Genomic DNA, 24,124 nt, shown 5'->3' with positions numbered 1-24,124 from the left:
CGACGGGAGCACCATGCGACTTCTTCTCACCTCCGCCGGCGTCCGCAACCCCAGCATCCGCGCCGCCCTGGTGTCGATGCTCGGCAAACCGGTGGAGGAGTGCAGCGCTCTGTGCATCCCGACGGCGATGTATGGCCACCCCGTGCTCGGGCCGGGCGAGATGGTGTGGAAGTTCGCCGCCGGGAAGGCTGGCGAGCGCATGGTCGAACTGGGCTGGAAGTCGATGGGCATGCTGGAGCTGACGGCGTTGCCGAGTCTCGACGAGGACCGCTGGGTTCCGGTGGTTCGCGACGCCGATGTGCTGTTGGCATCGGGCGGCGACGCCCTCTACCTCGCCCACTGGATGCGCGAGTCCGGTTTCGCCGACCTCCTGCCCTCGCTCGACGCCGTGTGGGTCGGTATGAGCGCAGGCAGCATGGTGATGACGCCACGGATCGGCGAGCCGTTCGTCGGCTGGCCCTCGCCCACCGGCGACGATCGGGCGCTGGGTGTCGTCGACTTCGCGATCTACCCCCACCTCGACAACCCGATGTTGCCGACCAACACGATGGCCAACGCCGAGGCGTGGGCGGCCGATCTCGACTGCCCGTCCTACGCCATCGACGACGACACGGCCATCGCCGTGGTCGACGGCACCGTCGACGTCATTTCCGAAGGGAACTGGCGCCGCTTCGGTTAGCGAGAAGCCCGCACGGTGGGCATGACCTCGGTGAGGTAGGCCTCGAGCGCCTCCTGGTCGAACGGGGCCCGCAGCGCGATGTTGACCATGTCGGCGCCGGCATCGAGGTAGCGGTTGACCGTGTCGATCGCTTGCTCGGGGAGTCCGCCGATGGCGCCACCCTTCACACGATCGGCCATCGGCCCCCACTGGGCGGCCAGCGCAGCCTCGGCCCGGTCGGCGCCGGCCTGGTCGGCGCCCATCAGGAACATGAGGTTCACCGAGCGCTCGATCGTGCCTGGGTCACGGCCGAGCTTCTCGCACCACTGATCGAGCACGCCGTTGAGGCGCCCGAACTCGTCCGGCGGGATGTAGGCAGCGTTCCAGCCATTCGCCTTCGCTGCGACGGTCTTGAGCGTGCGCTTCTCGCCGACACCACCAATCCACAACGGGAGGTGTCCCCGAACGGGGGGCGGAAGACATGACGCGTCCTCGGCCCGATAGTGCGTGCCCTGGAAGGTCGTGCGCTCTTGGGTGAGCAAGCTCGTGATGAGTTCGGTGGCCTCGTCGAGCATGTCGAGGCGGGTGCCCACGGACGGGAAGTCGTAGCCGTACGCCTTCGCCTCCCATTCGTGCCAACCGCCACCGATGCCCAGCTCGAAGCGACCGCCCGAGATGTGGTCGATGGTGACCGCCGCCTTCGCCAGCAGTCCCGGGTTGCGGTAGCCGACGTAGAACACCAGGCAACCGAGCCGGGCGTTGGTCGTGTCGGCCGCCAACGCACCCAGCGTGGCCACGCCCTCGAAGTGGGGGAGCGTGCCGCCAGCCGGTGGGGCCTCGTAGATGTGGTCCCATGCCGAGATCCAGTCGCAGCCCGCCTCGTCGAGGCGGCGCCACAGCGCCCGCATCTCGTCCATGGTCATGTTCTGCTGACCGACGTGGGCTCCGAGTGACAACGGGAACTGGCTCATGGCGGGATGCTTGCACTCGCCGTGCACCCCGGCCAAATCCCACGGCGAGCCGTCATCCGGCCGGCGGCTCGGACTCCTCGTTGCCCACCGTCACCATCCATTCGGCCACCTTCGCGGTCACCACCGCGAACGCGGAGATCCCGACGAACATGGTCACGATGCCGATCAGCCGTCCGACAGTGGTCACCGGCGCGATATCGCCGTACCCGACGGTTGTGATGGTGGCTGACGACCACCACAGCGCATCCATGAACGACTCGAGTCGCCCGCCCTCACCGACGTCTTCGACCAGGGTGAAGGCGACAGCCGACGACAACCAGGTGAGTCCAGCAGCTCCGAGCGCCAGGTTGCCAGCCTCACGCCGCAGACGCTGCCGGCCCTCGGCCCGAGCCGCCCCACCGATGGCGACGATGCGCGCAGTCACCACCACGATCCGGAGGAGTCGGGCGCCGCGCAACGCCCGCAATACCCCGAACCCGGCAAGGTTCGGGGCGAACACGAGTGCCTGGGCGACCACGATCGCCGCACTGGACCATTCGCTCCGCACGTAGCTCGATCGCCGCCGGGCGAACGCGAACTCGACCCCGTAGTCGACGGCGAAGGCGAGCAGCACGATCACGTTGACCACGTCCAGGAAGACCTGATCGGCTCGAATGAGGTCGTCGCGCTGGATCTCGAGCAGCAGGATCGGCAGCGAACCGATCGCCAGGATCATCAGTGGCGTGTCGGTCCAGCGACGCCAAGCGAGCAGTCGCGGAGTCACGTACTCGGGACGGCCGTTGTTCACCGGGCGACCGATCTATCGGGACGGATCACGGTCCGGCGGAGCGGCCCGACCGTTGCCGCGGCGTGTGCGACCGCTGCGTTGGCGTCGTCGAGCGCAAACTCGTGGAGATCGAAGGTCGAGAGGTCGAGGTGGCCACTGCGGATGAGTGCGATCATTCGCGGAATGGCGCTTCGGGGATACATCCACGTGCCCCGCAGCGTGATGTCGTTCCGCATCAACCACGGGTAGGGCAGCGCAAGGTCGTCGCCGCCTTGCCGACCGACACCGCCCATCAACGAGATGCGTCCACCGTGTCGCACGGCGAGGACGGCCGCTCGAACCTGCGTGGCCGTCGCTTCTCGTGGCAACAGATCGAGGACGCAGTCGATGGGAGCGCCGGCTGCCTCGACAATGCGCCGTCGGTCCTCGGCTTCATCGCCCGACATGGGCGCCGGGACGACACGAGGACCGAGTCGCTCTGCGATGAGCGCCAGTGACGCTTCATTGCGGCCGGTCGCGACAACCGTCGCCGCCCCCATCGCCAGGGCAACCGCAACGCCGGCACTGCCGAAGCCTCCGGTGGCGCCGTTGACGACGATCGTCTCGCCCACCCGTAAGTCCACGGCGAGCAAGCCGCCGAAGGGGACGAGGACCTGACTCAGCCCGCACCAACGGCCGGCGTCGACCTGGTCGATGTCGCCGAGAGGAGTGACGTTCTCGAGCGGGACCAGGACCTGTTCGGCATAGGAACCGTTGTGATATGTCCGATGCAGCGGCAACGAGGCCTCGCTGTGCGCTGTCCAACCGAGCAGCATCTGTTCCGGGACCAGCGCATCGTCGCGCGCCCGGATCGTCGCATCGCAGTACACCCAATCGCCAACCTCCAACCGAGTGGTATCCGGACCGACAGCCCGCACCCGGCCAACGCCGCCTGGCCCGGGGACAATGGGAAGTTCGAGGAGGTAGTTCCTCGCGCCTGAGAGAATTCCCGCGGTGTAGCTGGCGACGCCGGCGGCCGCCACGTCGAGGACGACCTCACCACCGCCGGGGATCGGATCCTCGATGGTCTCGATGCTCAGTGGCTCCCCGAGCGCGTGCAGAACGGCAGCTTTCATCGGTCCCTCCAGGTGGCTTCGTTTGTTGGGCGCAGAGTATCGAAACGGCGACGACGACCTCGAAGCAGCAGGTACCAGCCATGCTCTATCGTGCGGGCATGAATGACGCAGGTTCACATCCCCCCGCCTGGCACCCCGACCCGTCGGGTCGCAACGAGCAGCGCTACTGGGACGGCACCTCCTGGACCGAGCACGTCGCGAACCGGGGTGAGACCGGCGTCGATCCGATGGCCGTTGCCACCCCGCCTGCGCCGAGTGCGCTCGATCGCGTCGACTCCGGACTCACCATCGGCAACGAGGGATCGAAGGTCCAAGAGCAGCTGACGGGGACCGGCTACCGCGGCGTCGGGCTCAGCGGCCCGGTGGCCGGTGGCGGAGGGAGCCTCCTGAACGAGCCGATCCTCGTCGTGAACCAGAAGGCGAAGCTGATCGAACTCAACAACGAGTACAGCGTGTTCGACCAGAACGGCACCAAGATTGCCGCGGTCACCCAGGTCGGCCAGTCGGCGTTCCGCAAGCTGCTGCGCCTGTTCTTCAGCTTCGACCAGTTCCTGACCCATCGCCTCGCCGTCGTCGACGCTGCGGGTTCTGTCCAACTCAAGCTGACGCGTCCCGGCAAGATCTTCAAGTCCAAGGTCATCGTCGAGGATGGCAACGGCAACGAGCTCGGGCGGATCATCCAGAAGAACATGATCGGCAAGATCAACTTCGACCTCGAGTCCGGCGGGCAGACACTTGGCGCCATCAAGGCCGAGAACTGGCGAGCATGGAACTTCCGAATCGAGGACACCTCGGGTACCGAGATCGCCCGGGTCACCAAGACCTGGGAAGGCTTGGCGAAGACCATGTTCACCACGGCCGACAACTACGTCGTTCAGATCAGCCAGCGACCACCAGAACCGCTCAACTCACTGGTCGTGGCGAGCGCGCTTTCGATCGACACCGCGCTCAAGCAGGACAATCGAGGATTCGGCTGATCGAGTCCCGTCGATCAGCCGGCCGGGAGCTCCACGTGCACCGTGGTGCCGACGTGCTCGGCCGGTTCCATCCAGATCTCACCGTCGAAGCCACCGATGATGCGGCGGCAGATCGCCAGGCCGAAACCGAGGCCTGACGTCGCGCCCGGCTCGAGCCGCTCGAGGATGCGGAACACTCGCTCGCAGGCTTCGGCCGGTACACCCTTGCCGTTGTCGGTGAACGACAGACGAACCATCGGCCCGACCCGGCGAGCCGCCACGCTGATGTGCAGCGGCCGATCCGGTGAACGGTACTTCACCGAGTTGGTGAGGATGTTCACGCACACTCGGGCGAAGAGGTCGCGTTCGGCAATGACACGCAGCTCCCCATCGAGGTCGACCGTGGTCGACGCCGCAACCTCGAGCACGTCCGCACTCACCAGATCGAACACCTCTTTGATCAAGGTGTCGAGCGGAAGCACTGCGGTCTCCGGGAACTGCTGGCGAAGTGCCGAATAGTCGAGCATCGACAGGATCATCGAGTCCACCCGGCCCAGGCATTCATCGAGGCGCTCCCCGAACTCGGAGGCAATCGAGTTGGAGTCGCCGAGGGAATGCACGAGCCGATCGGCGAACAGGCGAGCGGTGCGAACCGGCGCTCGCAGATCATGGGCCACCACATGGGCGAAGTCGTCGAGCTCGGCGTCGGTCTCGTGGAGCTCGTTGGTGCGCTTGGTCAGCTCCTGGAGCGTGTGGTGACGGGCCAGTGAGTGCCGCAGCGACCGCTCGAGCATCTCACGGTCGAGCTTCCCCTTCACCAGATAGTCCTGCGCTCCGAGCTCGAGTGCAGCAATCGGGGTCTTGTCGTCGTCGACGCCGGTCTGCACGATGATCGGGCAGTCGGGAGAGTGGTCGAGAATCGTGTGGATGCAGTCGAGCCCACTCGCATCGGGCAGGGTGAGATCGACCACGATCACGATCGGGTCGTACTCGGCCAGGAGTTGCACCGCTTCGCCAAGTGTGGTTGCCCAGATGACCTCGAGCTCGACGTTCTCGATTTGGCGCATCCAGCGCGTCATCCGTTCGGCATCGATCTCGTAGTCCTCGATGAGCAGGACCTTCCCGGACGTGATGCCATAGTGCCGCACGCGCTCACCGGCAGCGGAGCTTCGTTCTGTGGTGACAGGCATCGGTGTCAGTCATCCATTCGAAGCGCTGCTTCGATGTCGTCGAAGATTCGAGGATCGAAGCGAAGTCTCGTCGGATCAAACGTCACGCCTCGCCGATGACGAGTCCTGCTCGGTTTGACTGGAGCAGAGCCCGACACGGTCACGTACTGTCCAATCCGTCGGGCGAAAGCCACCATGTCGGGGAAGCGGCTGGGCTTGGTCTCGAACCAGCGGGCACCACGATCGAAGCTGGTGGTTTGGTCGACCGGTCGGGTCGACGAGGTGTAGACGATCACCGGGATCTGCCAGAGATCGGGATGCTCCTGGAGCTGCTTCAGGGTTCCGTGCCCGTCGAGTCGTGGCATGCGGAGATCGAGCACGATGATGTCGGGAAGGTCGGTCGGATCGTTCACCGACGTGAGGGCCAGCATGAGCTGGGCGCCGTCGTCGAGGAACCGGAAGTCGGCATCCAACCGAGCCTCCTCGGCCGCCATGAGCATGAAAAGATGATCGTTGTAGTCGTCGTCTGCCATCCATACCCGGAATCGGTCGCTCCCTGATCCCGCAAGGCTTCGAGACTTCTCCCTGGTTGCCGCCATGGTCTGCATCTGGTCCCCGATCTCGATAGCTGTTCGGCCTCAGTTTCGGAAGTAAGGGAGCCTCCAGAAGGACCATGTCGCAGAATGAGGCGAGCGGCTCACGCGAACGGGAGCGGATCGGCCACCGGCCATCGGATGGCGACGACCGTGTGCCCGGGCCGGTGGTCGACGATGGCGAGCGAGCCGCCGTGCGCCGCTGCGGTGGCGGAGGCGGTGGCGAGCCCGAGCCCGGACCGACGAGTGATCTGATCCGGTGGCGGCGGCCCGGTGAAGAACGGATCGAATGCGTGAGCAGCCGTGCGCGGGTCCATACCCGGCCCGTCGTCGCTCACCGTGACGGTGGCGAATCCGTCGGCGATCGAGGCGCCGATCGTGATGGTCCCCTCGAGGTCGCCTGGGTTGGCGTGGTGCCAGGCATTCTCGACGACCCGTTCGACGACACGGCCGATGGCGACCAGCGGCAGATGGACGACCGCGCCGCTTGCTTCGACCTCGCACCGGAAACGAGCCGGCAACCCGACGGCGACGATGACGTCGTCGATGATGTCGGCCAGGGTCGTCGGCCGAGGAGCTTCATGCCGGTCCCCGCTACGAGCGAAGGCAGTGAGCGACTGGACGACCTGCTCCATCAGCACGACACGACCGTCGATCCGTTCCAGCAGCTCCAGCGCATCGCCATCGAGCCCGTCGGCCGCGTCCTCACGGAGGAACGACGTCAGACTGCGTAGACCGCGCAACGGGGCGGCGAGGTCATGTCCGGCGCGCCGAGCGAACTCCCGGTGCTGGTCGCGCTCGGTGCTGAGCAACGACCGAAGCGCCTGGATCTCTGTTTCCAGGCCCTGAACGTCAATCATGGGACAAGCTTCGGCCTCTTGCCCTCAACAAGTTGGCATCGCTGTCGAAAGCTGTCGGATGCCTCGCATTCTGGTCGCCGACGACGAGTCGGACATTCGCTTTCTCTATTCCCGATGGCTCACCGCCGGTGGCTACACACCGATCGAAGCCCACGACGGGCCGATCGTGCTCGACAAGTTCGCCGAGAACGACGTCGACATGGTGCTCCTCGACGTGATGATGCCGCGCATGGACGGCTACGAGGTGTGCGAGAAGCTTCGAGCCGGCGGCTGTACGGCGCCGATCGTCATGGTGTCGGCGCTCTCCAGTCCCGCTGATGTGGCACGGGGCGAGGCAGCGGGAGCGACGGCGTATGTCGAGAAGGTGGCCAGCAAGGACAACCTGCTGACGCTCGTCGCTCGCATGCTCGCCGGCTAGACCAATCCGCCGGCCGTTCGGTTCCGAACTCGATCCATCAATCGACGAGAGGAACTGCGACGATGGGCGAGGTGAGCCCCTTCAAACGACGAGCGGCGACGCCACCCGCCGAAGCGGACCGTGCGTCAACGCTGATGGCAGCGGTGTCGAGGGGCGACGAATCGGCCTTCGCCGAGCTCTACGACCTCTTCGCCGGGCTGTTGTTCGGCATCGTCGTGAGCGTCGTTCGTGATCCGGCCCAGAGCGAGGAGGTGACCCAGGAGGTCTTCCTCGAGATCTGGCGCATCGCCCCTCGCTTCGATCGATCGAAGGGCACCGTCAAGAGTTGGATGGCCGCCATCGCCCACCGGCGAGCGGTCGACCGGGTGCGCTCGGAACAAGCGGCCCGCAACCGTGAGGACCGAGAGCACCAGCTCTCGGTCGAAGCGCCGGACCCGATCGCCGAGGCGGTCAACGACGAGCTGCAACACGAACGGGTACGACAGGCGCTGCACACCCTGACCGAGACCCAGCGTTCGGCCATCGAACTCGCCTACTTCGGCGGGCGTACCTACCGTGAGGTCGCCGTGCTCCTCGACATCCCGGAAGGGACCGCCAAAACTCGCATTCGTGACGGCCTGATCAGGCTGCGAGATCACCTGGGGGTGACCGTATGAACCACCACGATGTCCACCAGCTCGCCGGCGCCTACGCACTCGATGCCCTGGACCCATCGGAGCGGGAGGCCTTCGAGACGCACCTCGCAGGCTGCGACTCCTGCTCGACCGCCGTCGCGGAATACTCGCTCACGGCCGCCGAGCTCGGCACGGTGGCCCGCCGTCCACCACCGGCAGGGCTTCGAGCGAAGGTTCTTGCCGATGTTGCCACCACCCGGCAGGTGTCACCGCTCGTCCCGATGCGCCGCACCACTTCCACCCGAGTGCTCGCGGCTGCAGCGGCGCTGTTGCTGGTCGCCGTCGGTTCGGTGGCCGCACTTACACTGAGCCGTCAGGGCTCGAGTGACGTCGAGGTGGCCGCTGCACCCGATGCCATCACGCTCCAACTCGATCCGATCGACGAGTCCTCGGGCGACGCCACCATCGAGGTCGTGTGGTCACCCGAGCAGGATCGAGCGGTTGTGCGCTCGGCGGGCCTCCCCGACCCGGGCGAGGGCAAGGTCTACGAGCTGTGGTTCCTGCTGCCCGATGGTGTCGCCGCCGCCGGGCTCTTCACCCCGGAAGATGGCGACGCCGAGGTCATGCTCGAGCTGGACGACATCGACGGTCGAGGATGGGGCGTCACCATCGAACCCGATGGAGGTTCCGACCAGCCGACCAGCCCCGTACTCTTCGCCGGCGAGCTCTGACGCCCAACCTCAGTTTTCGATCAGGTCACGGATCATGGCTTCAGTCCCGATCGGATGTGTCCGATATCTCCCGCATCCCCCGACCCGGAGCCGACCGACATGAAGAGCAAGAGCCGAGCCGTCCGTCGAACCCTGGTCGCGTCGACGCTCGCCACGATCCTGGCTTCGGCCGGCACCGCTACCGCCCTGGCCGTCCCGGCACCGACCGTGGAGACACCGGCGCCGACAACGGATCTTCACCCGCTGCCCTTCGATCCCTCGCTGCCGTTCGAGGTCGTACCCGGTGGCGACTCGGTCGAGACGCACGTCGACACCGTCGATGAGCAGCCGCTGTCGCCGCAAGAGGTCGAGGCGGTCTTCGCTCGCGCCGAGTTCGACGCGAGCCCTGGCATGGCGTTGGCGACCACGACCAACACCTTCCACTGGCGCAACAGCTCCGACCCGAACAACCCCGCCAACCCCGACATCCTGATCGAGGCCGATGCCAACGTGCCATCCGTCGTCATCGATCTGCTCGGCGAAGTGTTCGTCGACTGGCGATCGGTGATCGACCTCGACATCCCGGCCCCCGAATGGCATCACGTCAGGGTTGCCTGGAGCGACCAGCTCCCGACGGGTGTGCTCGGTGGGGCGGCGACCGGTTGGGTCACGGTCAACCAGAACGGGTCGACGTTCGTGGTCCCGCGCTTCCTGGCCAACGTGAACGGAGCGTCGACGGCGTCCGGTGCGTACGCCCTCGACCTCGTGCTGAACTCACAGATCAACTGGGACTACACCCTCGACCCCAACGACTCGGCGCCCAACGACAACTACTACCTGAAGACGGTCTTGCTCCACGAGGTCGGCCACTCGCTCGGCGTGGCGTCAGGCGTGGATCGCGAGCAGTCGATCGACTCCTCGGTTTTGAGCACCTGGGGCGCCACCTTCTTCGGCAACCAGAGTGCGTCGCAGTCGTTCGCCAGCCTCCGATCCGATGTGGTGCGGACCAACAACCTTTGGTCGATGAACACCGACGGCACGTGGGAGAAGATCTACGACCCGTCGACGTGGAGTACCGGATCCAGCCTGAGCCACCTCGACGAGAACACCTACACCTACCAGCGTGGTCAATATCGCACGCCCGGTGCACTCATGACGCCGTTCCTGACCAACGGTGAAGTGAACCACGTCGACGGAGTGATCGCTGGGTTGCTCAGCCAGGCGGGCTACGAGACCTTCCTGTCACCGGCGGCGCCGCTGGTGTCGGGCTCCACCACAAATGGGGTGCTGACGGTCAACATCACGCCCGGGTTCAACGCCGAGATGAACGTGCCGGCCAAGCAGTGGCTGGTGACGCTCAAGGACCCATCGGGCAACGTGGTGCGCCAGTCCACGCTGCCGGCCACGGCACGCAGCGTCGAGTTCGGCGGCTTCACCACCAGCGGCACCTACACCGCCGTGGTCACCGCCGAGATCGATGGCCAGACCGCCACCGCCAACGGCGTCGGTATCGGCTACTCGCCCGTCGAGCGCACGACCGTCGCCCAGGCCGGGAGCCTCTTCGGCGTGATCTACGCCACCGACTATCGAGCATCCGACGCCGACACGCTCCGCCTCTACCGGGCCTTCTTCGAGCGTGACCCCGACCTGGTCGGTATCAAGTACTGGATCGACCAGTCCCGCAACGGCACCAGCTACGACGACATGGCCTACTCCTTCGCCTACAGCCAGGAGTTCACGACCCGGTACAGCAACCTGACCGACCGGCAGTTCCTCGAGGTCGTCTACCGCAACGTGCTCGGTCGGGCCCCCGACCAGGCGGGCTTCGACTACTGGTACAACGAGATCCTGAAGGGCCTGCCGAGGCATCTCACCGTTCGCTGGGTGGCGGGGAGCACCGAGTTCAGCAACCGCTTCGCCTATCTCCCGCAGTAGCTGCGGGAGCGCTCACAGCAGCTGGCCGTACTCCGATTCGAGCTGGTCGAAGTCGAGGTTGCGCAGGAACCGGCTGAACGCGATCTGCGCCGTGAGGGCCTCGAGATCTCGGAACGGTTCGGGGACGAACTGCGGCGGCTCGAGCAATCCTTCGTCGAACAGATGATTGACCAGGCCCATGGCCTGGAGATCGACCTTGCCGCAGAACAGCATGGGAATGCGGTCGGGGCGCCCCTGGCGTAGTGCCAGGCGGACGTAGACGTATGACAGCACGAGGCCCTTGCCGTAGGCGAGGTCCTTGGTGAACGGGGGACCGGTCGGGGTACTGCCACGGAAGATCCGGGCCGCGATCGACCAGCACTCGTCCTCGGTCAAGCCCTCGGTACGGAAGAACTCGAACAGGTCGACGAAGGTGGCGCCGTCGAGCACGAGCGCCACGCCCCGCACCCGATTGGCGATTCGGCGGAGCCGCCCGGGGTGGCTCCGGAGGGCGAACATCTCGGTGAGGGTGGCGAGGCCCTCCTGGGTCACCGTGGCCGGAGGGGCGGCCTTGCCGAGGAAGTTGCACCACGGCTGCGCCAGCCCGTTGCGGGTAGTGCCGACGTGCACCCAACCCTCGTGGGCCTCGAGCGTTGCCAGGTCTTGCGGGCTGAAGGTCGCGTCGGATCGCAACTTGATGTAGGTCGAGCCGGCGGCAGCGTCGGCGACGAGACCGTCGTCGAGCCGGACGTCGACGGCGCCTGCGCCCATGGAGCTGTCGAGTCGGGCCTGGAGGTCGGCGACCGCCGCCTGAGCATCGAGCTCGTGCGCGGAGGTGTCGATCAGCAACGACGGCTCGAGAGCCGAGAGCGATTCCTCGAGCGACTCGGCCAGGTCGATGACCGTCGGCCCACCGGCGTGGAACACCTCGTCGGGGGTGCCGTAGAGCAGCGTGGCATAGCTGCCGAAGCTCGGCTTGCCCCGGGCGACCAGCATGTCGATCGTGAGGCGATACTGCTCGCAGGTCCGACGCAGGAGCTGTGAGGCTGCCGTCACCGATCCGAGTTGGGTGGCGATCTCGGTTTCGAGGGCGATGAACCGATCGCGCACCTCGTCGGCATCGAATTTGAGCGGATTGCGCTCGTAGTAGTCGGCGTCGACGGCCGGCTGCTCTTTGTACTTCGAGGCGAAGAATTGGTCTCGGATGTCGTCGGTCCACTTCACGGCGTCGAGCACTCGGATCTCGGCCTGCGCCTCGATGAGGCGATCGGAGAGCTCACGGATCGTGGCCCGATGGTCATCCTGCATCTACCCAGTGAACAGCTTCTGCAGGTCGAGAGCACCGACTCCGTAGAATCGTGTGATGACGAAGCCCTTCTTCCAGGTCGATGTCTTCACCAGCGAGGCCTACCGCGGCAACCCACTCGCGGTGGTGCTCGACGCCGAGTCGATGACGTCCGAGGAGATGCAGCGGTTCGCGAACTGGACGAACCTGTCCGAAACGACCTTCCTCCTGCCACCGACCGATCCGGCCGCCGACTACCGGGTTCGGATCTTCACCCCGAGTGTCGAGTTCCCATTCGCCGGGCACCCGACCCTCGGATCGGCGCACGTCTGGCTCGAAGCCGGAGGCCAACCCAAGGATCCGGAGCTCATCGTGCAGGAATGCGGCGTCGGCCTGGTCCCGATCCGGCGGTCGGGCACCTCGCTGGCGTTCGCTGCTCCACCGCTGATCCGCAGCGGTCCGGTCGACGATCTCGACATCGAGCGGGTCGCCACCATGCTCGGCATCGCGCCCGACGCGATCGTCGATGCCACGTGGGCCGACAATGGCCCGGGCTGGATCGCGGTTCGGCTGTCATCGGTCGACGAGGTCCGTGCCCTCCAGCCGGGCCCGTCCGATTTGAAGGTGGGGGTGGTGGCGCTGACCGACGGCGCCGGCGATGCCGACATCGAGGCACGGGCCTTCTTCCCCCGATCGGGAACGACCGCCGAAGATCCCGTCACGGGCAGCCTCAACGCGTCGATCGCTCAATGGCTGCTCGGAAACGGCACCCTGCAGGCCCCGTACGTAGCGGCACAGGGAACGATGCTCGGACGTTCGGGGCGGGTCACGGTCGCGCAGGAGGACGCCCCCGATGGGGGCGAGCCGGTCATCTGGGTGGGTGGCGACGTCGTCACCTGCATCCGCGGCGACGTGGCGCTGGCGTGAGCGGATCGCCACGCGTCGGACTCGTCCTGGGGGCCGGCGGGGTGCCCGGAGGGGCCTACATCCGTGCCGCCCTCGCCGAGCTGGAGACGATCGTCGGTTGGTCGCCAGGGAGTGCAACCACCATCGTCGGCACGTCCGTCGGAGCACTCAACGGGGCTCGCCAACCGCTGCCCGAGGTCTCGTCGCCGGCGACCGACGACCACTTGGTGTCGTTCCAGCGGATGGGTCAGGTGCTCGCTCCGCCAGCATCGGGACCATTCACCCCCGTGGTGGCGCGGGTGCGAAGCATGGGTGGCCGAGTCGTGGCCCGGCTCGCACCGGCCGGCTCGCATGCCCAGGACTACGAGGTGGCCGACGCGCCCTATCACCCGGGCGTCGTCACCATCTCGGTTCGGCGGGGCGGGGGACAACGTCGACCGGCCCGGCTGGTCGACGCCGCCCAACCACAGGCGGAGCTGTACGCGTCGGCGGCCGTTCCCGGCTTCGTGACACCCGTCGTGATCGACGGCGACGAGTGGATCGACGGCGCGGTCTGGTCCTCGACCAACGCCGATCTCGTTCGAGTCGAGGACCACGATGCGCTCGTGGTGATCGCACCGATGGCTGCCCGCACGGGCGGCAATCTCTTGGCCCGCACCCACCGAGCCCAACTCGGCATGGAGCTCCGCCCGTGGCTGGCGTCGGGAAAGCCACTGGTCGTGGTGTCGCCGACCGGCGATGAGCAGAAGCTCCGTCCCGATCATTCGGCATTTGCCGCAGCAGCACTCGAACGGGTCCGCACTGGTTGGGGCGAGGCGGTCGTGGCCCCGTAGGGTGCCCGCAATGGTCCGCCGCCCGCCTCTGGTCTTCATCTTCTCCGTCACCGTTGCGGGGATCCTCGCCAACACCCTTCTCAGCCCGAACATCCCCGACATCCTCGCCACGTTCGACCAGCCCGAGTCTCGGGCTGGTCTGCTGGTGGCGAGCGGCCCGTTGCCGGGTGTCCTGGTGGCGCCCATCATCGGCATCGTGGCCGACCGGCTCGGTCGGCGACGGGTGCTCCTGCCCTGCCTGGTGCTGTTCGGCGGGGCCGGTCTGGCGGTGGCGCTCGCACCGTCGTTCGAACTGCTCCTCGTGGCACGTGTGGTGCAGGGCGTTGGCGGGGCCGGGCTGATCAACCTCGCCGTCGTGATGATCGGCGACTTCTGGACCGGCGTCGAGCGCACCACATTGATCGGACGCAACAGCGCCGTCCTCACGGTCTGCCTGGCGCTGATGCCGTCGTTCAGTGGTCTGATCGCATCGGTGTCGAACTGGCGCTGGTCGCTCGCCTGTTCGTCGCTGGCCCTGCCGATCGCAGCGTTCGGCTACCGAACGATGCCTCGTGTCGACACGGTGGCGACGCGAACCATCGGGGAACAATTGCTCGACACCCGCCGGGCGCTCCGCCAGCCCGTGATCCTGGCGGTCATCGCATCGGCCACCTTGCTGTTCATGGTGATCTTCGGCGTCTTCCTGACCACGCTGCCCGTCCATCTCGAGAAGGACTTCGGCCTCGGTCCTGGCGCCCGAGGCCTCATCCTCTCGGCGCCGGCGATCGGGTCCACCCTCGTGGCCTTCAACCTCGGCCGCATCCGGTCCCGCTCGACCGTGCGAACCGTGCTCGTCGCCTCCAGCGCCCTCATCTCGATCTCGGCGCTCGCGATCGGCATCGCACCCACGGTGGTGCTGATCGTCGTTGCCTCGGTCATCTACGGACTGGGCGACGGTCTGGCCATTCCCACGTTGCAGGACGTCACGGCAAGCTCGGCTCCCGACGGCCAGCGAGCGTCGGTGATGGCGGGCTTCGTTTCCGCCACCCGGCTCGGTCAGACCATCGGTCCCATCGGAGCGTCGGCCATCTTCGCTGCCACCTCCACCTCGGCCGCCATGCTGGTCGGTGCGGCGGTCTTCGCGGTCGTGGCCGTTGGCTTCCTCATCGGGCCGATCGACGAGAAGGCGATCGCTCGTTCGGCCGGCGCTCCCGTTGCCTGATCAGGCGGGTGGATCCCACGGCGTGCAGGCCATGAGCTGGCGGGCCTGGGCGAGGAGGCGGCCGTCGGGCGTCCACGCCTCGGTCTCGGAGTCGACATAGCCGTCGACCGAGATGGTTGCCCGGTTGGTCATCGCGACCCAGCCGTCGTACGGCGTCTCGAGCGTGTCGAACAGGTGCACGGTGAGATCGATCGTGGTCGCCATCAGGCTCGGGCCATCGAGCATCAGCAGTGGGGGCGGCCAGGCGTCGCACAGCGCGACGAGCATGGCGAGATCGACAGGGGAGTGGTCGGCCGGTCGGATCCATCCCGACACCTCGGCCACCGGACCACGCACCGCGGGGAAGCCTCCGACGACGTATCGGGTGTCGTAGCGGGACCGGATCATCTTCGGGTCGGGCCACTGCTCCCGCTCGATCGACTCGGGATCGGGGAAGTCGGGTGCCGAGCGCACATTCCATGCCGGACCTTCACGATCGGCCGCCAGCACGCCGCGAGCCACGGCGAGCAGCTTGCCGTCCCGGCTGAGGTTGGCGTCGATCACCGTGGCCGAGCGGCCTTCGCGAAGGATGCCCGTCTGCAGCTCGGCCATGCCGGGTGTGCCAGGGGCGAGACAGTGAACCGTGAGGGAGCGGAGGTCGCCCCGGCCGGTCGCCGTCAGCAGTCCTTTCGCCAGAAGACCGGCGAGATATCCGCCGTTGGCACCGGCCCCAACGGACCAGCGATCGGACACGTCGACCCGGTACCCGCCGGTGCGGGTTTCCTCGAGGCGGGTATCGGTGTGGAACTCGTTCACGTCGCTCTCCTCTACAGCGCGCCGGCCCCGAGGGCGGCGAAGGCGGCCAGACCGATGGCGATCCGGTAGTACCCGAAGATGTCGAAGCCCTTCTGTTCGAGCCATGCCACCATCCACTTGACCGCCGCCATGGCCGAGATGAAGGCGACCACGAGGCCGATCAGCGGATTCACCACCCCGAACTGGTCGATCAACGCCGGACCGTTCTGCAATCCTTCGTAGGCAGTTGCGGCGGTGAGGGTGATGAGCCCGAGCAGGAAGCTGAACTCGACCGCCGCTTTCAGCGACAGGCCGATGAGAATGCCGGCCAGGATCGTGACGAGGCTGCGGCTGGTGCCGGGCCACATGGCGATGGCCTGCAGCACACCGATCACGAGCGCGTTCTGGGCGGTGATCTCGCCGAGCGCCTTGCCCGGGCGGTTCATGAAGCCGGTGCGGCCGAGCACGAGGATCCCGATGCCGCCGACGAGCCACGACAGCGCGATCGGCCAGACACCGAAGAGGTATTCACGAACCGGATCCTGGATGACGAGACCGATGATGGCCGTCGGGATGAACGCGGTGATCACTGCGATGAGGACGTGTCGACCCTCCTCGCTCCGCCCGATCAGACCATCGAGCATCTGGCGGATGCGACCCCAGTAGAGGAAGAGTACGGCAAGGATCGCACCGGCCTGGATGCAGATGGCGAAGGTCTCGAGCGCGAGATCGGTGGCTTCGTCACCCCCGAGGCCGAGGATTTTCTGGGCGACGAGCAGGTGCCCCGTCGAGCTGACCGGCAGGTATTCGGTGAGTCCTTCCACCAGCCCGAGGATGATCGAATCGAGTGCGGAGAGATCGGCGGAGTTCGACACCTACTCGACGGTACTCCGTCGTGGGCGTGATGCCGGTGAGCAACCCTACGAGTCGATCAGGTCGTCTTCGAGCGGTTTGAGCAGGGCCAGTACCTGGTCGCCCTTCGTCTCGCCGAAGCGCACCGACGGCCCCTCACCGATCGCGGCGAGCACGACATGACGGAGCGGGTCGAGCCGGTCGTGGTCGACGAGCACGATCGTGCTGCCCCCGCCGACCAACTGATCGACCTCCTCGATCGACAGTTCCCCGAAGGCCGGGCGGCTCGTGAGCGTGGCGCCCACGCCACCCTCGGCGTGCGCTCCCGCCAGGCTGTAGATGTTGGCGCGACCGACGTGATGACCGAGCCGCGAAGTGACGGCGGTGGCCAACTCGGTGCGGTCGGACAGCACCAGCACGGTGCCGACGCCGAGTGCATCGGCTGCCTCCTCGGGTTCCTCGCTCTGCAGGTCGCCATCGAAGGCCAGGATCGTTCGTTGTCGGGCTCGCCGCCGCTCGATCTCTCGGTCGGTGAAGACGATGGACGGGATACCGATCTCCTGGAGCCGTTCGGCGACGTCGAGATGCCATTGCGAACCGCCGACGATGGCGATGGCACGATCGGCGGGGCGAGCGAGGTGGAGGAGCCTCGCCATCGGTACGGCGCTGAGGCCGTACAGCAGGACGGTGGCGATGATCACCACGAAGGTTGCCGATGCGAGCGGGCCCGGGTCACGGCCGGCCTCTTCCAGCTCGAGGGCGAACACCGACGACACGGCGGCCGCGACGATGCCTCGAGGGGCGACGCCCACCAGGAACGCTCGCTCTCGCAGCGTGAGCCCGGACCGCACGGTCGAGGTCCAGACGGTCAGCGGTCGGGCGATGACGGCCAACACCAGCGTGAGCACCAGGGCGGGGATGGCGACGTCGGCCAGGTCGGACGGTTCGATCCTGGCGCCCAGCACGAGGAACAGCCCGCCGAGCACCATGTAGCTCAGGTCCTCCTGGAACTCGAGGATGTGGCGAACCGGGGCGATCTTCTGGTTGGCGAGCACCAGGCCGATCACCGTGGTGGCCATCAATCCGGCCTCGGACCGCAACATGTCGGAGACGGCGAATGCGCCGATCGCGGTGGCCAGGGCCAGCGGGTTCTGGAGGTGGTCGGGGATCCAGTGCTGACGCAGCGCCCACAGCAGCAAGCCGCCGGCGGCGAGACCGACGAAGAGTCCGCTTCCCAGCGTGTAGAGCACGTGAACGGCGCTCGACACCGGGCCGGCGTCCTCGATCACCGCATCGAGGACGACGACACCAAGTGTGGCGCCGACGGGGTCGATGACGATGCCCTCCCATCGCAACACCTCGGCGACCGAGCGCCGGGGTCGGGCCAGGCGGAGGAGCGGAATGACGACGGTCGGGCCCGAGACGACGAGCACGGCACCCAGGAGAGCAGCGATCCCGCGGGTGATGTCGAAGATCAGGTACGCCGCAATCGAGCCGATCACCCAGGTGACGAATGCGCCCACGGTGACGAGGCGGAACACGACGCTGCGCACCTCGTCGGTTCGCTCCCAGCGCAAGTTCAGCCCGCCCTCGAAGAGCAGGATGCCGACGCCGAGCGAGATCAAGGGGAACAGCAGATCGCCGAATTGCTCGTCGGGCTCGACCAAGCCAAGCACCGGGCCGGCGAGGATGCCAGCGGGCAGGAGGAGGAGGATCGACGGAATCCGCAGCCGCGAACCGAGCCACAGTGAGGCGACACCGAGGATGGCGATGACGGCGATGGCCGGGGTGACCTCTCCGCCGCTGGCGAGCATCAGGTTGGACAACGGTGCTTCCTCGGGCCGGTGGGCAGGGGGCGAAGGTGACGAAGCGCCGATCCTAGGTGAGGAGTCGGTGTGACTGTCGGCTCAACCGTCTGACGCTCACGAAACCATCACATCGTACCGATACTCTTTCGTAGCGTTATAGGCTGCGAACCGCCCGCCCGACGCCCCGCAGGTCACACGGAGGACTCATCTCATGTTTGCTCGTCTTGGACGCTGGTGTTTCCGCCACCACTGGGAGACCGTGATCGGGTGGGTCGTGCTGTTGGTCGGCATGACCGTCGTGGGGCAGGTCGTGGTCGGTGCGTCCTTCAACGGCGAGTTCTCGATCCCCGCGTCGGAGAGCTCGTCCGGATTCGAGGTGCTCGGCGAGTACTTCCCCGGCCAGGGCACAGGAGGCCAGGTCGGCAACATCGTGTTCAAGGCAGAGCAAGGGGTGAACGACCCCGAGGTCGTCGAGGCGATGTCCGAGCTGTTCGACGAGGTCGACAAGATCGACGGTGTCTCGCTCACGAGTCCGTACACCCCGTTCGGTGCCAGCCAGATCAATCAGTCCGGCGACGTTGCCTTCGCCCAGCTGAACCTCGACGCCGACATCGACCAGACGGAATCCGCCGTCATCGGCGGCGACATCCACGACATGCTCCCGTCGATCGACGGGGTCCAGATCGAGGTCGGTGGCGCTGCGCTCGGCGAGTTCGAGCCGCCCGAGTCCGAGCTCATCGGCCTGGCCTTCGCCATCGTCGTCCTCATCCTGTCGTTCGGCTCCGTGCTGGCCATGGGCCTGCCCATCGGGGTTGCCCTCTTCGGTGTCGGTACCGGCGCCGGAGTGATCGCTCTGGTCTCGAATCTCACCACCATGCCCGACTTTGCCCCGACCCTCGGGGCGATGATCGGCCTCGGTGTCGGCATCGACTACGCCCTCTTCATCGTCACCCGCTACCGCGAAGGCACCCGCGCCGGGTTCTCGCCCGAGGAAGCAACAGTTCGTGCCATGGACACCGCCGGCCGCGCCGTGGCGTTCGCCGGGGTCACCGTCGTGGTCTCGTTGCTCGGGATGCTGCTGATCGGCCTGGCCTTCATCTCCGGGCTCGGCATCGGCGCCGCCGTCGTGGTCACCGTCACCCTTGCCGCCTCGCTCACGCTGCTGCCCGCCATGCTCGGCATTGCCCGCCACCGGGTCGAGATCACTCGCTACCGGGGCCTGATCGCGGCCTCCTTCATCGCCATAGCGCTTCTTGGTGTCGGTCTCGGGATCCGTCCGCTCCTGATCGGTGCCCCTCTGGCGATCCTGACGCTCATCGCGGGCTTCATCCCCGGTGTCCCGTTCCTCGGCAATGAGGTCCCCCGACGCGAACCGAAGCCGGTCCGTGAGACGTTCTCGTACCGCTGGGCCCACCTTGTGCAGGACCACCCGGTGCTTGCGCTGCTCGCCGGCGGCGGCCTGTTGTTGGCGCTCGCCTTCCCCGTGCTCAGCCTCCGCCTCGGCTTCTCCGACGAAGGCAACTTCAGCGAGGAGACCACCACTCGCAAGGCCTACGACCTGCTCGCCGAGGGGTTCGGCCCCGGCTTCAACGGCCCGTTCGTGGTGGTGGCCGAGCTTGGTTCGCCCCAGGATCTCGCCGCCATGCAGGGGCTGCAGGCCGCGCTGTCCGCCGATCCGGGGGTTGCCTTCGTGAGCCCGCCGTTCCCGAACAACATCGATGATCCGACAGCGTCGGAAGCGGCACTCCTCCAGGTGATCCCCACCACCTCGCCCCAAGACGCCGAGACCTCCGACCTCGTCGAGCACCTGCGCGACACCGTCATCCCGGCCGCCATCGAGGGCAGCTCGGCCACGGTGCATCTCACCGGGGCAGTGCCGGCGTCGATCGACTTCACGTCATACCTGGCGCAGCGCATCTTCGTCTTCTTCGGCGTGGTGCTCGCCGTGTCGTTCGTGTTGTTGATGATGGTGTTCCGCTCGTTGCTCGTGCCCCTCAAGGCGGTGGTCATGAACATGCTGTCGATCGCCTCGGCGTTCGGTGTCGCCGTGATGATCTTCCAGTGGGGCTGGGGATCGGCCATCTTCGGGGTGGAGGCGGCACCGATCGAGCCGTTCGTGCCGATGATGTTGTTCGCCATCGTCTTCGGTCTGTCGATGGACTACGAGGTCTTCCTGCTGTCCCGGGTGAAGGAGGAGTATGACCACTCCGGCGACCCAGTCGGCTCGGTGGCCGACGGTCTCGCTGCGACCGCCCGAGTCATCACCGCAGCGGCGGCGATCATGGTCGTGGTCTTCGGCAGCTTCCTGTTCGAGGACAACCGCATCATCAAGCTGTTCGGTGTCGGTCTCGCCGTCGCCGTGCTGCTCGACGCCACGCTCGTCCGCATGCTGCTCGTGCCGGCCACGATGCGCCTCCTCGGCGCCAAGAACTGGTGGCTGCCGAGCTGGCTCGACAAGATCCTGCCGTCACTCAACGTCGAAGGGCCGGTCGACGCCCACGAGCATCACCCCGGCGACGACGATGACGACGGCACCCACGGTCCCGCCGATCGCGAGCCGGCGCTGGTCTGATTCAGTCGGCTCGCAGCTCGTGCAGTGACGGGTCGGCGGCGATGTGGCCGGCCGCGAACGGACAGATCGGGTCGATCCGTCGCCCGTCGGCCCGGATGATCTCGAGCAGGCCGTCCATCAGGCGAGCGCCATAGCCCTGCCCCCGGTGAGGGCGGAGCGTCTCCACATGGGGGACCGCCAAGGTGTTGCCCCGCACTCGGTAGTCGGCGAACCCGACGAGCTCGCCGTCGCGGTGCATCTCGAAGCGATTGGCTTCTGGGTGATCGGTGACCACGAAGTTCGGCTCGGTCATGGTTCGAGTAAACCCGAACGGGCGGGCTGATGCTTACCGATAGCCTCGGCGGATGCGTTGGTCCCAGCTGTTCGTCCCCACCCTTCGCGACGCTCCCGGCGATGCCGTGGCGCCGAGCCACGCCCTCCTGGTGCGGGGCGGTTTCATCCGTCAGCTCCACGCCGGTCACTACTCGATGCTGCCGATGGGGTGGCGGGTCCACCAGAAGGTGGCCAACATCGTGCGCGAGGAGATCAACGCCATCGGCGGCCAGGAGTTCCTGCTGCCCACCATGCACCCGGCATCGATCTGGCAGCAGTCGGGCCGCTGGGACACCATGGGCGAGATCATGTTCCGGTTGAAGGACCGGCGCGACAACGAGCTGGCGCTCGGCATCACGCACGAAGAGATCTTCGCCACCGTCGCCGCCGAGATCAGCTCCTACAAGCAGCTGCCCCAGTGCTGGTACCACATCCAGACCAAGTTCCGCGACGAGGCCCGCCCCAAGTCGGGTCTGTTGCGGGTACGCGAGTTCGCGATGAAGGACTCCTACAGCTTCGACATCGACGAGGCCGGCCTCGACGCCCAGTTCGACGCTCACGACCGTGCGTATCGGCGGATCTTCGACCGCTTGTGCGTCCCCGCGTTCGGCGTACAGGCCAGCTCGGGCGCGATGGGCGGCAACTCCTCGGTCGAGTTCATGACCCCGTCCGACGCGGGCGAAGACGACGTCGCTCGCTGCGCCGGTTGCGGCTACTCGGCCAACATCGAAAAGGCCACGTCGCAGGTCGATGTCGTCGTCGACGACGCACCGCCCGCTGCCCCGGAGATGTTCGACACCCCCGGCGTTCGAACGATCGCTGCGCTCGAGGACTTCGACGGCGGTGCCGCTGCCAATCGCCAGCTGAAGACGCTGGTCATGGTGGCCGACGGCAACACCATCCTCGTCGTCGTTCGCGGCGACCATCAGCTCAACGTGCAGAAGTTGCTCGACTCCACCGGCGCCATCACGATCCGGCCCGCCGAGGCCGAAGAGGCCGTCGCCGCGCTGGGTGCCCACCCCGGCAGCCTCGGCGCGGTGGGTGTCGACCACCTGCCCGTCTATGTCGACGAAGCTCTACGTGGTCGCACCAACATGACCACCGGCGCCAACATCGACGACAAGCACTACCGCGGCGTCGATGTCGACCGCGACCTGCACGTCACCCAGTGGGTCGAGGTGCGCGAGGTCGCGGCGGGCGAGCCCTGCCCCACTTGCGGCGAGCCCATCGAGATCGTTCGCTGCATCGAGATCGGTCACATCTTCAAGCTCGGCACGGTCTACGCCGAGGAGTTCGGCGTCACCGTCTCCGACGCCGATGGCAAGGTGGCGCCCGTCGTTATGGGCAGTTACGGCATCGGGATCGGTCGCAACATGGCGGCGGTGATCGAGGCCAACCACGATGACAAGGGCATGATCTGGCCGGTGTCGGTGGCGCCGTTCGAAGCCGTCATCACGCTGATGCGGGTCGACGAGGAGACCCTGGCGGTCGGCAACGAGCTCTACCGAGACCTGAAAGTTGCCGGTGTCGACGTGCTCATCGACGATCGCGACGCTCGAGCCGGCGTGAAGTTCGCCGACGCCGAGCTGGTGGGCATCCCGTACCGACTCACCGTCGGCCCGAAAGGTCTCGCCGCCGGCGAGATCGAACTCACCGAGCGCCGCAGCGGCGAGACCACCAACGTCGCCCTCGCCGACATCGTGTCGGTCGTTGCCGACCAGATCAATGCAGCCCGGCGCGGGCCCGATTGAGCTGAGCCACCAACACCTGCTCGGTGCCGACATCGGTCGGACCCGGCCGGTCGTGTAGCACGGCGAGGCGGGCCAGTGCTGCGTGGACGGCGTCGAAGCGTCGTCGGTCGGCCTTGGTCAGCTGTCGGCGCGCCGACAGCATCGTCGCGAAGTTGCCGAACAACGCGATCTCGTTCGCCGGCAACCCGTAGCGCTGGGCGAGCCACGGCACGAGCTGGACCAGGCGCCGCTCCTCGGCCCGGCGAGTGCGATACAGCACGATCACCGAGGTGAAGAACAGCAGCACGAACACCACGATGGCGGTGAGGAGCAGCACCGCGCCGGAGTCACCCCACGCCGCAGCGCCGGCCAACGAGCCGTTCCACAGCGCGTGGGAGGCCACCGCGGCGACATAACCCCAGACCGCATTCGGGAACACCGGCTTGCCCTTCGAGACAGCCCGACCGATCGCCAGTCCGGTCCATGCCGTGAACAGCGGGTGGGCGAACGGGCCGAAGAGGGCGCGCAGCACGAAGGTCTGGGCCAGCACGCCGCCGTCGGGCGATTGTGCGAAGTAGCTGATGTCCTCGATCACGGCGAAGCCGAGCGCCACCCAGCCGGCGTACACGATGCCGTCCATGACACCGTCGATCTCCTTGCGCCGTAGGGCGTAGATGATTCCGCAGGCCTTCATCGCCTCTTCGACGAGTGGGGCGGAGACCACGGCCGCCAGGACCTCGCCACCAGCGATGGCGACGATGGTGTTGACGATGCCGGCGACGGTCACCGCGACCGTTGCGCCCCAGAGGAAGGCGTGGATCAACGCCGGTCTCGGTTCTGGTTCGACCCGATCGAGCCACAGCATGACGGGCAGCACGATCACGATCGGGACGATGCCGAGTAGGACCGAGATCGGGCTGACGACGGCGAGGGCAATGAAGCTGGGTACGGCGATCAGCGACGAGAGGATGATCGGAAGGCTGATCCAGTCGGGGAGGCGGCGCTTCGCCTGGTCGCCACTGACGTGCACTGTCCACGCGTGCCCGTCCCACCAACGCCACGGAGAAACGCCCCACGGATCGGGCAGCCAGCCCGGTGGGGTGGAGG

23 protein-coding genes are annotated in these 24,124 nt (G+C 66.9%); 11 read left to right on the top strand and 12 right to left on the bottom strand.

Annotated features, from left to right (window positions below; genetic code table 11):
- Positions 1–13 precede the first annotated feature (13 nt).
- Positions 14–679, top strand: a complete 666-nt coding sequence (locus R2733_03625) for a Type 1 glutamine amidotransferase-like domain-containing protein (GenBank protein MEZ5375575.1) — start codon at positions 14–16, stop codon at positions 677–679.
- Here R2733_03625 and R2733_03620 read toward each other — a convergent pair.
- From R2733_03620 to R2733_03610, 3 genes are read right to left on the bottom strand one after another with little or no spacing between them, the layout of a single operon-like run.
- Entirely contained in the window at positions 676–1,629 is a 954-nt protein-coding gene (locus tag R2733_03620) for an LLM class flavin-dependent oxidoreductase (protein ID MEZ5375574.1), read from the bottom strand. The genes R2733_03625 and R2733_03620 overlap by 4 nt on opposite strands.
- Positions 1,630–1,681: 52 nt before the next feature.
- Entirely contained in the window at positions 1,682–2,416 is a 735-nt protein-coding gene (locus tag R2733_03615; protein MEZ5375573.1) for an ion channel, read from the bottom strand.
- Complete coding sequence (locus R2733_03610; GenBank protein MEZ5375572.1) at positions 2,413–3,510, bottom strand: zinc-binding dehydrogenase; 1,098 nt, start codon at positions 3,508–3,510, stop codon at positions 2,413–2,415. The genes R2733_03615 and R2733_03610 overlap by 4 nt, the downstream gene beginning before the upstream one ends.
- A gap of 98 nt (positions 3,511–3,608) precedes the next feature.
- On the opposite strand from R2733_03610, the gene R2733_03605 reads away from it, so the two are divergent.
- A complete protein-coding gene (locus tag R2733_03605) occupies positions 3,609–4,487 on the top strand; it encodes a phospholipid scramblase-related protein (protein ID MEZ5375571.1) in 879 nt (292 codons plus the stop codon).
- 14 nt (positions 4,488–4,501) lie between these two features.
- Here the strand turns inward: R2733_03605 and R2733_03600 are convergent, their stop codons facing one another.
- The 3 genes from R2733_03600 to R2733_03590 form a co-directional block, all read right to left on the bottom strand.
- Positions 4,502–5,656 (bottom strand): hybrid sensor histidine kinase/response regulator, encoded by a 1,155-nt coding sequence (locus R2733_03600; protein ID MEZ5375570.1) that lies wholly within the window; start codon positions 5,654–5,656, stop codon positions 4,502–4,504.
- 5 nt (positions 5,657–5,661) lie between these two features.
- Positions 5,662–6,168 carry a response regulator gene (locus R2733_03595; GenBank protein MEZ5375569.1) on the bottom strand — a complete coding sequence of 169 codons (507 nt, stop codon included), beginning with the start codon at positions 6,166–6,168 and terminating at the stop codon, positions 5,662–5,664.
- A 164-nt stretch (positions 6,169–6,332) separates the two neighbouring features.
- On the bottom strand, positions 6,333–7,088 hold the full coding sequence (locus R2733_03590; protein MEZ5375568.1) for a HAMP domain-containing sensor histidine kinase: 756 nt from the start codon (positions 7,086–7,088) through the stop codon (positions 6,333–6,335).
- 58 nt (positions 7,089–7,146) lie between these two features.
- On the opposite strand from R2733_03590, the gene R2733_03585 reads away from it, so the two are divergent.
- From R2733_03585 to R2733_03570, 4 genes are all read left to right on the top strand, one after another.
- The gene (locus R2733_03585) at positions 7,147–7,506 is read left to right on the top strand and encodes a response regulator (protein ID MEZ5375567.1); all 360 of its coding nucleotides are present in this window, start codon (positions 7,147–7,149) and stop codon (positions 7,504–7,506) included.
- A gap of 62 nt (positions 7,507–7,568) precedes the next feature.
- Complete coding sequence (gene sigK, locus R2733_03580; GenBank protein ID MEZ5375566.1) at positions 7,569–8,162, top strand: ECF RNA polymerase sigma factor SigK; 594 nt, start codon at positions 7,569–7,571, stop codon at positions 8,160–8,162.
- Positions 8,159–8,851 (top strand): anti-sigma factor, encoded by a 693-nt coding sequence (locus R2733_03575; protein ID MEZ5375565.1) that lies wholly within the window; start codon positions 8,159–8,161, stop codon positions 8,849–8,851. Before sigK ends, R2733_03575 begins: the two co-directional genes overlap by 4 nt.
- Positions 8,852–8,950: 99 nt before the next feature.
- Complete coding sequence (locus R2733_03570; GenBank protein ID MEZ5375564.1) at positions 8,951–10,765, top strand: DUF4214 domain-containing protein; 1,815 nt, start codon at positions 8,951–8,953, stop codon at positions 10,763–10,765.
- A 12-nt stretch (positions 10,766–10,777) separates the two neighbouring features.
- Here the strand turns inward: R2733_03570 and R2733_03565 are convergent, their stop codons facing one another.
- The gene (locus R2733_03565; protein ID MEZ5375563.1) at positions 10,778–12,052 is read right to left on the bottom strand and encodes a flavohemoglobin expression-modulating QEGLA motif protein; all 1,275 of its coding nucleotides are present in this window, start codon (positions 12,050–12,052) and stop codon (positions 10,778–10,780) included.
- Positions 12,053–12,107: 55 nt separating this feature from the next.
- Between R2733_03565 and R2733_03560 the strand changes: the two genes are divergently transcribed.
- The 3 genes from R2733_03560 to R2733_03550 are packed head-to-tail and all read left to right on the top strand — an operon-like array spanning position 12,108 to position 14,969.
- Positions 12,108–12,956, top strand: coding sequence for a PhzF family phenazine biosynthesis protein (locus tag R2733_03560; GenBank protein MEZ5375562.1), 849 nt, complete (start codon positions 12,108–12,110; stop codon positions 12,954–12,956).
- Positions 12,953–13,768, top strand: coding sequence for a hypothetical protein (locus R2733_03555; GenBank protein MEZ5375561.1), 816 nt, complete (start codon positions 12,953–12,955; stop codon positions 13,766–13,768). The genes R2733_03560 and R2733_03555 overlap by 4 nt, the downstream gene beginning before the upstream one ends.
- Positions 13,769–13,778: 10 nt before the next feature.
- Positions 13,779–14,969 (top strand): MFS transporter, encoded by a 1,191-nt coding sequence (locus R2733_03550; GenBank protein ID MEZ5375560.1) that lies wholly within the window; start codon positions 13,779–13,781, stop codon positions 14,967–14,969.
- Here the strand turns inward: R2733_03550 and R2733_03545 are convergent, their stop codons facing one another.
- The 3 genes from R2733_03545 to R2733_03535 are packed head-to-tail and all read right to left on the bottom strand — an operon-like array spanning position 14,970 to position 18,421.
- Entirely contained in the window at positions 14,970–15,764 is a 795-nt protein-coding gene (locus tag R2733_03545; GenBank protein ID MEZ5375559.1) for a thioesterase family protein, read from the bottom strand. It lies immediately after the preceding gene.
- A gap of 11 nt (positions 15,765–15,775) precedes the next feature.
- Positions 15,776–16,618, bottom strand: coding sequence for an undecaprenyl-diphosphate phosphatase (locus R2733_03540; GenBank protein ID MEZ5375558.1), 843 nt, complete (start codon positions 16,616–16,618; stop codon positions 15,776–15,778).
- A gap of 45 nt (positions 16,619–16,663) precedes the next feature.
- Positions 16,664–18,421, bottom strand: a complete 1,758-nt coding sequence (locus tag R2733_03535) for a sodium:proton antiporter (protein ID MEZ5375557.1) — start codon at positions 18,419–18,421, stop codon at positions 16,664–16,666.
- A 193-nt stretch (positions 18,422–18,614) separates the two neighbouring features.
- Between R2733_03535 and R2733_03530 the strand changes: the two genes are divergently transcribed.
- Positions 18,615–20,975, top strand: coding sequence for an MMPL family transporter (locus tag R2733_03530; protein MEZ5375556.1), 2,361 nt, complete (start codon positions 18,615–18,617; stop codon positions 20,973–20,975).
- Position 20,976: 1 nt separating this feature from the next.
- Here the strand turns inward: R2733_03530 and R2733_03525 are convergent, their stop codons facing one another.
- Positions 20,977–21,267 carry a GNAT family N-acetyltransferase gene (locus R2733_03525; GenBank protein MEZ5375555.1) on the bottom strand — a complete coding sequence of 97 codons (291 nt, stop codon included), beginning with the start codon at positions 21,265–21,267 and terminating at the stop codon, positions 20,977–20,979.
- Positions 21,268–21,319: 52 nt separating this feature from the next.
- Between R2733_03525 and R2733_03520 the strand changes: the two genes are divergently transcribed.
- Entirely contained in the window at positions 21,320–23,038 is a 1,719-nt protein-coding gene (locus R2733_03520) for a proline--tRNA ligase (protein MEZ5375554.1), read from the top strand.
- Here R2733_03520 and R2733_03515 read toward each other — a convergent pair.
- Positions 23,010–24,104 (bottom strand): PrsW family glutamic-type intramembrane protease, encoded by a 1,095-nt coding sequence (locus R2733_03515; GenBank protein MEZ5375553.1) that lies wholly within the window; start codon positions 24,102–24,104, stop codon positions 23,010–23,012. The two genes, R2733_03520 and R2733_03515, sit on opposite strands and share 29 nt — an antisense overlap.
- Between the last annotated feature and the right edge of the window lie 20 nt (positions 24,105–24,124).

This window comes from Acidimicrobiales bacterium, from assembly GCA_041394265.1.
Taxonomy (GTDB): domain Bacteria; phylum Actinomycetota; class Acidimicrobiia; order Acidimicrobiales; family SZUA-35; genus JBBQUN01.
Note: the sequence above shows the minus strand (reverse complement) of the source record. Positions and strands in the feature narration are given on the sequence as shown.